We start from the raw sequence: 11,764 nt of genomic DNA, 5'->3' as shown, positions 1-11,764 counted from the left end.
GATCCTCGGGTCAAGCCCGAGGATGACGGAGGAGGGGAGGCATGAGGCTTGCCCACTCTGACAACGGAACGATACGGAAACAACATGGCGGTCATCGAGCATCACGAAACGGTTCCGGGCGGCGGCGAGGTCTACCTCTCCGAAGCGTCGCCGCGTGATTTCTTCGAGCTCCTGAAGCCGCGCGTCATGTCGCTCGTCGTCTTCACGGCCTTTGCCGGCCTCGTCGTTGCGCCCGGTTCGATCAATCCGTTCATTGGCGCCATCGCGATCCTCTGTATCGCCGTGGGTGCCGGTGCATCCGGTGCCCTCAACATGTGGTACGACGCCGATATCGATGCGGTCATGACCCGCACCGCCCAGCGTCCCATTCCGTCCGGCCGCATCCGGCCCGAGGAAGCGCTCGCCTTCGGCCTGACGCTCTCGGCCTTCTCGGTCGGTATCCTGGGTCTTGTGGTCAACTGGCTTGCCGCCGGCCTGCTCGCCTTCACTATCTTCTTCTATGCCGTCATCTACACGATGTGGCTCAAGCGCTCGACGCCGCAGAACATCGTCATCGGCGGTGCGGCCGGCGCCTTCCCGCCCATGATCGGCTGGGCCTGCGTCACCGGCGGCGTGTCGGTCGAGAGCGTCGTGCTCTTCCTCATCACCTTCCTCTGGACGCCGGCGCATTTCTGGGCGCTCGCGCTGTTCAAGATGCGCGACTACGAGGCCGTCGGCGTGCCGATGCTGCCCAACGTATCAGGCGAGGCGACGACGAAGGTGCAGATCCTGGTCTATGCCGTGCTCACCGCCGTGATCGCCGTCGTGCCGACGTTCCTCGGCTTCGCCAGCCTCGGTTATGGTCTCTTTGCCGCAGCGCTTGGCCTCGGCTTCGTGTGGTATTCCATCGGCGTGTTGCGCATGCCGGAGGGCGACAGTGCGATGGTGCCGGCCAAGAAGCTCTTCGCCTTCTCCATCGTCTATCTGTTCGCCGTGTTCTCCGGCCTCATGCTCGACCACCTGATCGCGTCGTTTGGATGGGTGCTGTAATGGAAACCGTAAAGCTCACCGATAGCCAGAAGAAGGCCCGCCGCGGCCGCAACCTCGCGCTCGGCGCGGTTCTTCTCGGCCTCGTCGTCCTGTTCTACATCGTCACGCTGATCAAATTCGGCGGCGGAATGGCAGGCTGACCATGAGCGAAACGAAGAAGACCGAGAAGAGCGGCCCCGTAGGACATGGCAAGCGGAACGGCGCTGTCGTCGCCATGTGCTGCTCCTTCGTCATCGGCATGGGCGCCATGGCCTATGCCGCCGTGCCGCTCTACGAGATGTTCTGCAAGGTCACCGGTTACGGCGGCACGACGCAGCGCGTCGAGCAGGCCTCCGACGTCGTTCTCGACCAGACGATCAAGGTGCGTTTCGACGCGAACGTCGCGCCCGGCCTGCCCTGGACCTTCACGCCGGTCCAGCGCGAGATCGAGCTGAAGATCGGCGAGACCGTGCAGGTCTTCTACAAGGCCCGCAACAATGCTTCCAGGCCGACGACCGGCCAGGCGACGTTCAACGTCACGCCCGAGGCGACCGGGGCCTATTTCAACAAGGTCCAGTGCTTCTGCTTCACCGAGACGACGCTGAAGCCCGGTGAGGAAATGGAAATGCCCGTCGTCTTCTTCGTCGATCCCGAGATCGTCAAGCCGGTGGAGACCAAGGGCGTCCACACGATCACGCTGTCCTATACCTTCTTTCCGCGAGAGGCGTCGAAGCCGGTGGCTGCGGCTGCGGACGTGAAGGCGGACGACGCGAATAACCTTTGAAAGACATGCGTTTCCGGCTATGCCGGGAACGGAACGCGATACATTCGGGGATAAGTCAAATGGCCGATGCGCATCAGAAGAAACACGACTACCACATCATCGACCCCAGCCCGTGGCCGCTGCTCGCATCCATCGGCGCCTTCGTCCTGGCGTTCGGCGGCATCGGTTACATGCGCTACCTTTCGGGCGGCGCCTTCCACCTGTTCGGCCTGAACTTCGCCACGCCGTGGGTCTTCTACATCGGCCTGCTGATCACGCTCTACACCATGTATGCCTGGTGGGCAGACACGGTGAAGGAAGCGCATGAGGGGCACCATACCCGCGTCGTGTCGCTGCACCTGCGCTACGGCATGATCATGTTCATCGCTTCCGAAGTGATGTTCTTCGTCGCCTGGTTCTGGGCCTTCTTCGATGCCAGCCTCTTCCCCGGCGAAGCCATCCAGGCCGCCCGTGCGGAATATACCGGTGGCGTCTGGCCGCCGAAGGGCATCGAGGTTCTCGATCCCTGGCACCTGCCGCTCTACAACACCGTTATCCTGCTGCTCTCGGGCACCTGCGTGACCTGGGCGCACCACGCCCTGCTGCACAACGACCGCAAGGGCCTGATCAACGGCCTGGCGCTCACCGTTGCGCTTGGCGTGCTGTTCTCCTTCGTGCAGGCTTACGAATACGCCCACGCGCCGTTCGCCTTCAAGGATTCCATCTACGGCGCGACCTTCTTCATGGCGACCGGCTTCCACGGTTTCCACGTCCTGGTCGGCACGATCTTCCTGATCGTCTGCCTCATCCGCGCCATGCGCGGCGACTTCACCCCGAAGCAGCATTTCGGCTTCGAGGCTGCCGCCTGGTACTGGCACTTCGTCGACGTCGTCTGGCTGTTCCTCTTCTTCTCCATCTATATCTGGGGCGGCTGGGGCGCACCGATCGCGCATATGTAAGCGCGACGACGAACAGACCTTCGAAACGGCCGCAGCGATGCGGCCGTTTTGCGTTGCGCCCTTTGTCGCGGACTTTCGATTGGACGGAGGCGGCGGCGGCGATATAGAACCGTCTTGACCGGGCGGCGGTTTCCGCACGGCGCGAGAGACGGAAGCGATCATGGACGAGGACAAGGCACTCTACCCACCCGTGGACCCCTTCAAGGCGGGCGCACTGGGCTGCTGCCCGCGTTGCGGCCAGGGCAAGCTCTTCGACGGGCTGCTCAAGGTCAGGCCGTCCTGCACCAATTGCGGCCTCGATTATTCCTTCGCCGATTCGGGCGATGGGCCGGTGGTCTTCGTCATCCTGATCGTCGGCTTCATCGTGGTGGGCGCGGCACTGTGGACGGAGGTGAACATCAACCCGCCGCTCTGGGTGCATTTCTCGCTGTGGATCCCGCTCGTGATCGTGCTCGGCCTTGCGGTGACGCGCATCCTCAAGGGACTGCTGATCGCGCTGCAATACCGTAACCATGCCCGCCCGGGTGAAATCGATCGTGGCTGAGGGACCCGCTCACCGCGCGCCGCGGTCCGGCAAGGGCAGGGCGATCCTGACGGGCGTCGCTTTCCTGGCGGCGCTTGCCATCCTCCTGTCCCTGGGGACCTGGCAGGTCGAGCGCCTCCAGTGGAAGGAAAAACTGCTCGCCGACATCGCCGAACGCCGCGTCGCGCCGCCTGTGACGCTCGGCGAGATCGAGGCGATGGCGGCGCGCGGCGAGGATATCGAATACCGCCCCGTCACCGTCACGGGCGTTTTCGCCAACAATCGCGAACGGCATTTCTTTGCGACCTGGCGTGGCCAGACCGGCTATTACGTCTATACACCGCTCCAGCTGGCCGATGGCCGGTTCCTCTTCGTCAACAGGGGTTTCGTGCCCTACGAGGCGAAGGAACCGGAAATGCGCAAGCAGGGGCAGTTGACCGGCGAGCAGACGGTGACGGGCCTTGCCCGCGCCCGCCTTGCCGAAAAGCCGTCGTCCATCGTGCCGGAAAACGACCTCGCCAAGAACATCTTCTACTGGAAGGATCTCGACGCGATGGCGGCCAGCACCGGCATTGCGGCCGACAGACTGGTCCCTTTCTTCATCGATGCCGGCGATGCGCCCAATCCGAAGGGCCTGCCGATCGGCGCCGTCACGCAGTTCGACCTGCCGAACAATCACCTGCAATATGCCGTCACCTGGTACGGCCTCGCGGCTGCCCTCGTCGGTGTCGCGCTCTACGCCGTTTTCCGGCGAAAGGGTGATCGCCCGGCGCCCTGAAATGCCGTAGGAAGGATGAGAGCCGAGCCCCCTCATCCGCCTGCCGGCACCTTCTCCCCGTTGGGGAGAAGGGGACATGCTGCGACGGCTTCCTTCCCCTTCTCCCCTGCGGGGAGAAGGTGGCCCGAAGGGTCGGATGAGGGGGCTTGCGCAACAAAGAGGAAGGAAAGCGCATGCAGGCACTCGCAACCATACTCGTCGCACTGATCGCCCTCGAACACGTCTACATCCTTATCCTCGAAATGTTTCTCTGGACGACGCCGCGGGGCCTGAAGGCCTTCGGCATGACGCCGGCGCAGGCCGAAGCCACGAAGACGCTTGCTGCCAACCAGGGGCTCTACAACGGCTTCCTCGCCGCCGGCCTGGTCTGGTCGTTGCTTCACCCCAATCCCGAGGTCGCTTTCCAGCTCAAGCTGTTTTTCCTTGGCTGTGTGGTGTTGGTCGGCCTATATGGGGGCGCAACGGCCTCACGGAAAATTTTTGTCATCCAGGCGCTTCCTGCGGCCATCGCCCTTGTTGCCGTCCTCATTGCCGGATAACCGATACGCATGACCGAGAACCGACCGGACTTGACCATCAGGCTTTGCGGCCCGCGCGGCTTTTGCGCGGGTGTGGACCGCGCCATCCAGATCGTCGTGCTGGCGCTGAAGGCCTATGGCGCGCCCGTCTATGTGCGCCACGAGATCGTGCACAACCGCTATGTCGTGGAAGGCCTGGAAGCCAAGGGCGCGATCTTCGTGGAGGAACTCGACGAGATCCCGGCGGAGCACCGCCAGCAGCCCGTGGTGTTTTCCGCCCATGGCGTGCCGAAATCCGTGCCGGCGGATGCCGAGGCGCGCAACCTCTTCTATCTCGATGCGACGTGTCCGCTCGTCTCCAAGGTCCACAAGCAGGCCATGCGCCACCAGCGCCTCGGCCGCCATGTCGTGCTGATCGGCCATGCCGGCCATCCGGAAGTCATCGGCACGATGGGCCAGCTGCCGGAAGGCACCGTCGATCTGATCGAGACGGTCGAGGACGCCGACCGCTACACCCCGCCCGACCCTGATAATCTCGGCTTCGTCACGCAGACCACGCTTTCGGTCGATGACACGGCCGGCGTCATCAAGCGGCTGCACGAGCGCTTCCCCAACCTCACGGCGCCCGCCGCCGATTCGATCTGCTACGCCACCACCAACCGGCAGGAGGCGGTAAAGCAGGCCGCGCCCGGCTGCGATCTCTTCCTCATCGTCGGCGCGCCGAATTCGTCGAACTCCAAGCGCCTCGTCGAAGTGGCGCTGAGGGCAGGGGCGACGAAATCCGTGCTCGTCCAGCGCGCCTCCGAGATCGACTGGGAGACGATCGGCGATATCCGCACCGTCGGCCTGTCGGCTGGTGCATCGGCGCCCGAGGTCATCGTCAACGAGATCATCGAGGCATTCCGCGCGCGCTACAATGCGGTGGTGGAACTGGCCGATACGGTGGAGGAAAACGAACACTTCCTCGTCAACCGCGAACTGCGCGCCATCGAGCTCACCACCGCCGACATGGCCTTCGTCAATGGGGAATAAGGCTGGGATGGCGTTCGTCCCCGTTTCTCCTTCGTCTTTCCTTCAAGCCTGAGACCCGCCGTGGCCGTCTATACCGATATCACCGAAGACGATCTCTCCAGTTTCCTGACCGCCTATGATGCCGGTACGCTCCTGTCCTACAAGGGCATCGCGGAGGGCGTGGAGAATTCCAACTTCCTGCTGCACACCACCAAGGGCCCCTTCATCCTGACGCTTTACGAAAAGCGCGTGGATCGGAACGACCTGCCGTTCTTCCTCGGCCTGATGCATCACCTTGCGGAGCGCGGGCTGTCCTGCCCGCTGCCGCTGCCCCGCAAGGACGGCGCGCTGCTCGGGGAATTGTCCGGCCGTCCGGCCGCGATGATCTCGTTCCTGGAGGGCATGTGGTTGCGCAAGCCGGCCGCTCGGCATTGCCGGGAAGTCGGCATAGCGCTGGCGAAGATGCATCTCGCCGGCGACGGGTTCCAGATCAGGCGCGAGAACGCGCTTTCGGTCGAAGGCTGGCGACCGCTGTGGGAAAAATCCGCCGCGCGGGCCGACGAGGTCGAAGCCGGGCTCCAGAAGGAAATCGGCCAGGAACTGCACTACCTGGAGGCGCACTGGCCGGGCAATCTTCCGGAAGGCGTCATTCACGCCGATCTGTTTCCCGACAACGTGTTCTTCATCGGCGACGATCTTTCCGGCCTGATCGACTTCTATTTCGCCTGCAACGATTATCTCGCCTACGATGTCGCGATCTGCCTGAACGCCTGGTGCTTCGAGAAGGACGGCTCCTACAATCTCACCAAGGGCATGGCGCTGCTTACCGGCTACGAGAGCGTGCGCCCGCTCTCCGACGACGAGGCGGCGGCGCTCCCGCTGCTCGCGCGCGGATCGGCGATGCGCTTCTTCCTGACGCGGCTCTACGACTGGCTGATGACCCCGGCCGGCGCCCTCGTGGTCAAGAAGGACCCGCTGGAATATCTGCGCAAGCTGCGCTTCCACCGCGCGGTCGAAAACCCGGTCGAATACGGTCTTTCCCGATGAAGCATGTCGATATTTTCACGGACGGCGCCTGTTCGGGCAATCCGGGCCCCGGCGGCTGGGGCGCGGTGCTGCGCTATGGCGAGGTCGAGAAGGAATTGAACGGCGGCGAGCCGCAGACCACCAACAACCGCATGGAACTGATGGCCGCCACCAATGCGCTGACCGCGCTCAAGGCACCCTGCGAAGTCGATCTCTACACCGACTCGAAATATGTCATGGACGGCATTTCGAAGTGGATCTTCGGCTGGAAGAAGAACGGCTGGAAGACCGCCGACAAGAAGCCGGTGAAAAACGGCGATCTCTGGCAGGCGCTCGATGCCGCACGCCTGCGTCACAAGGTCGAGTGGCACTGGGTGAAGGGCCATGCCGGCCACCCGGAAAACGAACGCGCCGACGAACTCGCCCGCAAGGGCATGGCGCCGTTCAAGAAGGGTTGAACGCGCCGCTCTCGCGTGTTTTTACATCGCAAAGAAAGAAGCCCGCCCGGTTTCCCGGACGGGCTTCATTTTATCGCTGATCGATCGGCTTATTCGGCCGGGCTCGGCACCGGCTCGCGCACGCGGTTCGTGATCGAGAAGGCGAGGATCGCCGAGAGCAGCAGAAACGCGCCGACGATGAACATCGGCAGTTCGTAGACGCCGGTGGCATCCTTGACGCGGCCGGTGATGTAGGGCGCGGCGAAGCCGGCGACATTGCCGATCGTGTTGATGAGCGCGATGCCGGCGGCAGCGGCAGGACCGCTGAGGAAGCGCGACGGAATGGCCCAGAAATTCGGCAGGGCGGAAAAGATCGCGCAGGCCGTGATGGTGATCATGAGGATCGTCGCTTCCGGCGAGTTCATGTAGAGGGCGGCCGGAATGCTGGCGGCGCCGACGAGTGCCGGGATGCCGATGTGCCAGGCGCGTACGCCCCGCTTGGCCGCGTCACGGCTCCAGAAGTAGAGCGCCACGGCGGCCGGCAGATAGGGGATCGCCGTCACGAGGCCCTTGTCGAACACGTCGAATTTGGTGGCGAACTTGGTTTCAAAGCCGGCGATGATGGTCGGCAGGAAGAAGGCAAGCGCATAAAGGCCGTAGACGAGGCCGAAATAGATCACGGAAAGCAGCCAGACGCGGCCATCGGTGAGGGCGAGGCCCGTCATGCGGCCATGCGCGTTCTGCTTGACCTTTTCTTCCTGCGCCAGTGCGCCGTTCAGCCAGTCCTTCTCGTCCTTCGTCAGCCATTTCGCATCGTTCGGCGTATCGGGCAGGTAGTACCACGTGACGATGCCGACGATGATGGCCGGAACCGCCACGCCGAAGAACATGATGCGCCAGCCTTCGAGGCCGAAGGCGCCATGCATGTCGATGAGCAGGGCGGCCAGCGGCGCGCCGACGACGATCGTCAGCGGCTGGGCGAGATAGAAGAGCGCGAGGATCTTGTTGCGGTGGCGCGAGGGAACCCACATCGATAGGAAGAGAATGGCGCCCGGGAAGAAGCCGGCCTCGGCGACGCCGAGCAGGAAGCGGAGAATGTAGAGTTCCGTGGCGCTGGACACCCAGGTGAACAGCAGGGCGACGATGCCCCATGTCACCATGATGCGCGCCAGCCAGCGGCGGGCGCCGTATTTGTGGAGCGCGAGATTGCTCGGCACTTCAAGGATGATGTAGCCGAAGAAGAAGATGCCCGCGGCAAAGCCGAACTGGGCGGCCGTCAGCGCGAGATCCGTCGTCATTCCGTTCGGACCGGCAAACGAGATCGCGGTGCGGTCAAGGAAGTTGATGAAGAACATCAGGGCGATGAACGGCACCAGCAGCTTTGCCACTTTCGAAATGGCAGACTTTTCGGTCTGTGAAATTTCCTGAGATGCTGTAGCCATGAGGCCCCTCCCGTGTGCGTTGTCGGATGCAAGGGGGACGGGGAAAAATCCAGGTACTGCGCGTCCCACCCTGGCTTTCCGTGCGAAGGTTTCTTCCTCCCCCTCCGCAATACCTTCTTCCCTATGGGGGATGACTTGTGGCCACAATCGATTTATTCTCGTTAAGCTGTGATTTCAGATCACAGGTATAACGAGATAAGGAGCCGTTTGGCTTGCGTCCTTTGCCGTCACTCAATGCCCTGAAGGTCTTCGAGGCCGTGGCGCGCCATCGCTCGATGACGCGTGCCGCGGAGGAGCTTTGCGTCACGCACGGAGCGGTGAGCCGTCATATTCGCTCACTGGAAGAGACGCTCGGCGTGCTGCTTCTGTCGCGCGGCGCACGCACCAGCGAGCCGACGCTGGAAGGCGCGCGTCTCGCGGAAGGCCTGGCGAGCGCCTTCGCCCTCATCGAGACGAGCATCGAGCGGGTCAGGCCCGGGCCCCTGACGCTGTCCTGCTCGTCCTCCATCATGATGGAGTGGATCATTCCACGCATCGGGCGGTTTCACGCGCGCCATCCCCATGTCGAGGTCCAGTTCAACATGAACTACGACCGCATCGATTTCATGCGCGACAAGATCAGCATCGCCATCCGCGCCAGCGTCATCGAACCGCCGCCCGGTGCGGTGATCCGCGATCTCGGTGCCGAGGAGATCGGGCCCGTCTGCGCGCCCTCCTATCTCGCGCAATATCCGATTTCCGACCCGGCGGATCTCGTCGATGCCGCGCTTCTGGGAACGCGCACGCGCGCCCAGGCCTTCGCCGAGTGGCAGGCGGCGGCGGGCTGCGAGGCGCTCGCGCTGGAGCCGCGCTCCAGCTTCGCGCATTTCTATCTGCTGATTCAGGCGGCGATCTTCGGCCTCGGCGTCGCCATGGTGCCGCAGATGCTCGTTGCCGATCACATCGCCTCGAAAAGGCTCGTGGCGCCGCTCGGCTTCTGCCAGGGGCCACGCCGGCTGGTGCTGTGGATCGCCCCGCATCTTGCCGGGCATCCCGATACGCTGGCGCTCGAGCGATGGCTCATCCGCGAAATGCGGGTTCTGCCGCAAGGCTGATGCGGGCCACGGCGTCGGCCATGGCCCGCCCGATCAGATCAAAGCTGTTCGATCATTGCGGCGGCGGCCGACACCGTTGCCTGGCCGGGGCTTTCCTCGACATTCAGCGTCTTCACCACGCCGTCGTCGACGAGCATCGAGTAACGCTTGGAGCGAACGCCGAGCGTGCCGGCGGAAAGGTCGATGTCCATGCCCAGCGCCTTGGTGAAGGCGGCGTCCCAATCGGCGATGAAGCGCAGCTTGCCGGCGCCGCCCGTCGAGGTCGCCCAGGCGCCCATGACGTGCTGGTCGTTGACGGCGACGACGACGATGTCATCGACGCCCTTGGCGAGGATCGCATCGCGGTTTTCCAGGTAGCCCGGCAGGTGGTTCAGCGAGCAGGTGGGGGTAAAGGCGCCCGGAACGGCGAAGAGCACGATGCGCTTGCCACCGAAAAGCTCTGCGGTCGAGACGTCGGCGGGACCGTCCGGCGTGCGCTCCTTGAGCTTGAGGTCGGGCAGCTTGTCTCCAACGGCAATGGTCACGGCGTCTCTCCTGTCTCTGTGATCGAAGCGGCCCGCAAGGGCCTGCCGCGGCACTATAGGGGAGGCTCATTCGATGGCAAGCGGGCTTTCCATCGTCTTCTCGCCGGCGCGCACCGTCAGCCGGATCGGGTCTTTCGCGAGATCGTAGACCTTCGGCTTGTTGAGCACGGGCACCTCCGCGACGAAGACATTGCCCTCGCGGCGCACGGGGCCGGCCGCGCCGAACTCGAAGGAGGACGTGCCGGACAGGAAGACATCCGGTAGCGCCCCGTCGGCAGGCGCCTCGAAGCGCACGGAGATGCTCTTGTTGTCGGCGGCGAAGCGGCCGGAGAGCGGTTTGAAGCCGTCGCCCGCGCCATGCGGCAGGCTCGCCTCCGCATCGGCGATCGCGACTTCCTCCAGCGGGTTGGCAAAGGCCTCGCCGCTGGCATCGGCCGTCAACTGCGCCTGCACGGGCACGCAGATCTCCTTGCAGACGCCGAGGAACACCGTCGCGGTGATCGCGCCATCGCCCGCTTTTGCATCGAGCGTCAGCGGCAGCCGGACGGGCGCATCGTAGCCCACGTAATGGGTTTCCTTGTCGCCCAGCCGGCGCGGGGCAGGGAAGCCGATGGATTTGAGTTCGGCGCCGCTGATGGAAACCGCAGGCGGAATGCCGCTGCCGCCGGGATCGCGCCAATAGGTCTTCCAGCCGTCATGCAGGCGAATGTCGAGCATGGCGCGCACCGTGCCGTCGGCCGCGCGCGGCAGCGTCACGAGGCGCACGTCGCCGCCCGGCGTCTCGAACCAGGGCGAGCTGGCGGAAAGCGCCGGGGATGCGGCGCAAAGCAGGAGGAAGGCTGCGACATTCAGGCGTTTCATGACGCACATTTAACGCCGGCCAAGGCGGCTTTCCAGCGGCAAACGCGCGCGTGGCGATCATAATAGCTTGATCGGCAGGAGGGCGGTTATGCGCCCGGCCTAAAAGAAGGCTTTTCATTTGGCGGCGAATTGGTAGGCTGGGTGCACTATGGCTATGTCGGTTCTGAAAAACAGACGCGAGCGCGGTTTCCTTGACGGTCAGTTCCTGATCGCCATGCCGGGCATGGCCGACGCGAATTTCGCCCGCACCGTGGTCTATATCTGCGCCCATTCCGATGACGGCGCGATGGGCTTCGTCATCAACCGGCCGCAGCAGCTTAGCTTCTCGGACGTGCTGCTGCATCTGGAAATCGCCAACGAGGACGAACTGATCCGCATGCCCGGCACCACGCGCGATTTCCCCATCCGCTGCGGCGGGCCGGTGGAGAGCGGCCGCGGGTTCGTATTGCATTCCGACGACTACATGTCCGAATCGAGCATTCCCGTCAGCGACGATATCTGCCTCACGGCCACGCTCGATATCGTGCGCGCCATCTCGCACGGGCGCGGGCCGCAGCGCGGCCTGATGATGCTCGGCTATGCCGGCTGGGGCGCGGGGCAGATCGAAAACGAGATCGGCGCGAATGGCTGGCTCACCTGCCCGGCGCAGGAAGAACTGATCTTCGACACCAATCTCGACAGCAAATACGAGCGGGCGCTCGCTCTCATGGGCATCACCCCCGCCATGCTGTCCACCGAGGCCGGCCACGCCTGAGCGGCGCGGAATTTTAGCAGGACTGCGGGAACTAGTTGCGAAGAGCGCCGTTTGTAGAACGCGCCG

The 11,764-nt window shown here is 64.0% G+C and carries 15 protein-coding genes and 1 pseudogene; 12 read left to right on the top strand and 4 right to left on the bottom strand.

Going from position 1 to position 11,764, the window contains the following annotated elements; all coding sequences use genetic code 11:
- Positions 1–48 precede the first annotated feature (48 nt).
- The 6 genes from B5M41_RS15875 (at position 49) to B5M41_RS15850 (ending at position 4,031) form a co-directional block, all read left to right on the top strand.
- Positions 49–1,029, top strand: coding sequence for a heme o synthase (locus B5M41_RS15875; RefSeq protein ID WP_230640124.1), 981 nt, complete (start codon positions 49–51; stop codon positions 1,027–1,029).
- A complete protein-coding gene (locus B5M41_RS15870) occupies positions 1,029–1,169 on the top strand; it encodes a hypothetical protein (RefSeq protein ID WP_134648879.1) in 141 nt (46 codons plus the stop codon). Before B5M41_RS15875 ends, B5M41_RS15870 begins: the two co-directional genes overlap by 1 nt.
- Before the next feature lie 2 nt (positions 1,170–1,171).
- Positions 1,172–1,792: a cytochrome c oxidase assembly protein gene (locus B5M41_RS15865; RefSeq protein WP_134648878.1), complete on the top strand. Its 621-nt coding sequence runs from the start codon at positions 1,172–1,174 to the stop codon at positions 1,790–1,792.
- 59 nt (positions 1,793–1,851) lie between these two features.
- Complete coding sequence (locus B5M41_RS15860) at positions 1,852–2,730, top strand: cytochrome c oxidase subunit 3 (protein WP_134648877.1); 879 nt, start codon at positions 1,852–1,854, stop codon at positions 2,728–2,730.
- A 160-nt stretch (positions 2,731–2,890) separates the two neighbouring features.
- Positions 2,891–3,274 carry a DUF983 domain-containing protein gene (locus B5M41_RS15855; RefSeq protein ID WP_134648876.1) on the top strand — a complete coding sequence of 128 codons (384 nt, stop codon included), beginning with the start codon at positions 2,891–2,893 and terminating at the stop codon, positions 3,272–3,274.
- Complete coding sequence (locus B5M41_RS15850) at positions 3,243–4,031, top strand: SURF1 family protein (protein WP_134648875.1); 789 nt, start codon at positions 3,243–3,245, stop codon at positions 4,029–4,031. The genes B5M41_RS15855 and B5M41_RS15850 overlap by 32 nt, the downstream gene beginning before the upstream one ends.
- A 25-nt stretch (positions 4,032–4,056) precedes the next feature.
- Here B5M41_RS15850 and B5M41_RS27215 read toward each other — a convergent pair.
- Positions 4,057–4,210, bottom strand: a pseudogene (locus B5M41_RS27215) (endonuclease domain-containing protein); the annotation flags it as partial.
- Between B5M41_RS27215 and B5M41_RS15845 the strand changes: the two are divergent.
- From B5M41_RS15845 to rnhA, 4 genes are read left to right on the top strand one after another with little or no spacing between them, the layout of a single operon-like run.
- A complete protein-coding gene (locus tag B5M41_RS15845; RefSeq protein ID WP_134648874.1) occupies positions 4,205–4,570 on the top strand; it encodes a DUF1304 domain-containing protein in 366 nt (121 codons plus the stop codon). The pseudogene B5M41_RS27215 and the gene B5M41_RS15845 overlap by 6 nt on opposite strands.
- A gap of 9 nt (positions 4,571–4,579) precedes the next feature.
- Positions 4,580–5,581, top strand: coding sequence for a 4-hydroxy-3-methylbut-2-enyl diphosphate reductase (gene ispH / locus B5M41_RS15840; protein ID WP_134648873.1), 1,002 nt, complete (start codon positions 4,580–4,582; stop codon positions 5,579–5,581).
- A gap of 60 nt (positions 5,582–5,641) precedes the next feature.
- Positions 5,642–6,607, top strand: a complete 966-nt coding sequence (locus B5M41_RS15835) for a homoserine kinase (protein WP_134648872.1) — start codon at positions 5,642–5,644, stop codon at positions 6,605–6,607.
- Positions 6,604–7,044, top strand: a complete 441-nt coding sequence (rnhA, locus tag B5M41_RS15830; protein ID WP_134648871.1) for a ribonuclease HI — start codon at positions 6,604–6,606, stop codon at positions 7,042–7,044. The genes B5M41_RS15835 and rnhA overlap by 4 nt, the downstream gene beginning before the upstream one ends.
- Before the next feature lie 89 nt (positions 7,045–7,133).
- Here the strand turns inward: rnhA and B5M41_RS15825 are convergent, their stop codons facing one another.
- A complete protein-coding gene (locus B5M41_RS15825; RefSeq protein WP_134648870.1) occupies positions 7,134–8,465 on the bottom strand; it encodes an MFS transporter in 1,332 nt (443 codons plus the stop codon).
- A 212-nt stretch (positions 8,466–8,677) separates the two neighbouring features.
- Between B5M41_RS15825 and B5M41_RS15820 the strand changes: the two genes are divergently transcribed.
- On the top strand, positions 8,678–9,559 hold the full coding sequence (locus B5M41_RS15820; RefSeq protein WP_230640122.1) for a LysR substrate-binding domain-containing protein: 882 nt from the start codon (positions 8,678–8,680) through the stop codon (positions 9,557–9,559).
- Between the two features lie 38 nt (positions 9,560–9,597).
- Here B5M41_RS15820 and B5M41_RS15815 read toward each other — a convergent pair whose 3' ends face one another.
- Both B5M41_RS15815 and B5M41_RS15810 read right to left on the bottom strand, forming a co-directional pair.
- On the bottom strand, positions 9,598–10,083 hold the full coding sequence (locus B5M41_RS15815; protein ID WP_134648869.1) for a peroxiredoxin: 486 nt from the start codon (positions 10,081–10,083) through the stop codon (positions 9,598–9,600).
- A gap of 66 nt (positions 10,084–10,149) precedes the next feature.
- Positions 10,150–10,944, bottom strand: coding sequence for a protein-disulfide reductase DsbD domain-containing protein (locus B5M41_RS15810; RefSeq protein ID WP_167719007.1), 795 nt, complete (start codon positions 10,942–10,944; stop codon positions 10,150–10,152).
- A 148-nt stretch (positions 10,945–11,092) separates the two neighbouring features.
- Here B5M41_RS15810 and B5M41_RS15805 point away from each other — a divergent pair, with 148 nt between their 5' ends.
- Complete coding sequence (locus B5M41_RS15805; protein ID WP_134648867.1) at positions 11,093–11,698, top strand: YqgE/AlgH family protein; 606 nt, start codon at positions 11,093–11,095, stop codon at positions 11,696–11,698.
- Positions 11,699–11,764: the final 66 nt, after the last annotated feature.

It is taken from the genome of Shinella sumterensis (genome assembly GCF_004514425.2).
GTDB classification, from domain to species: domain Bacteria; phylum Pseudomonadota; class Alphaproteobacteria; order Rhizobiales; family Rhizobiaceae; genus Shinella; species Shinella sumterensis.
Note: the sequence above shows the minus strand (reverse complement) of the source record. Positions and strands in the feature narration are given on the sequence as shown.

Coding starts and splice junctions, on each gene's coding strand:
- ispH (WP_134648873.1), top strand. CDS start 4,580: ATGACCGAGAACCGACCGGACTTGACCATCAGGCTTTGCGGCCCGCGC.
- B5M41_RS15855 (WP_134648876.1), top strand. CDS start 2,891: ATGGACGAGGACAAGGCACTCTACCCACCCGTGGACCCCTTCAAGGCG.
- B5M41_RS15805 (WP_134648867.1), top strand. CDS start 11,093: ATGGCTATGTCGGTTCTGAAAAACAGACGCGAGCGCGGTTTCCTTGAC.
- B5M41_RS15870 (WP_134648879.1), top strand. CDS start 1,029: ATGGAAACCGTAAAGCTCACCGATAGCCAGAAGAAGGCCCGCCGCGGC.
- rnhA (WP_134648871.1), top strand. CDS start 6,604: ATGAAGCATGTCGATATTTTCACGGACGGCGCCTGTTCGGGCAATCCG.
- B5M41_RS15865 (WP_134648878.1), top strand. CDS start 1,172: ATGAGCGAAACGAAGAAGACCGAGAAGAGCGGCCCCGTAGGACATGGC.
- B5M41_RS15860 (WP_134648877.1), top strand. CDS start 1,852: ATGGCCGATGCGCATCAGAAGAAACACGACTACCACATCATCGACCCC.
- B5M41_RS15810 (WP_167719007.1), bottom strand. CDS start 10,944: ATGAAACGCCTGAATGTCGCAGCCTTCCTCCTGCTTTGCGCCGCATCC.
- B5M41_RS15825 (WP_134648870.1), bottom strand. CDS start 8,465: ATGGCTACAGCATCTCAGGAAATTTCACAGACCGAAAAGTCTGCCATT.
- B5M41_RS15845 (WP_134648874.1), top strand. CDS start 4,205: ATGCAGGCACTCGCAACCATACTCGTCGCACTGATCGCCCTCGAACAC.
- B5M41_RS15850 (WP_134648875.1), top strand. CDS start 3,243: ATGCCCGCCCGGGTGAAATCGATCGTGGCTGAGGGACCCGCTCACCGC.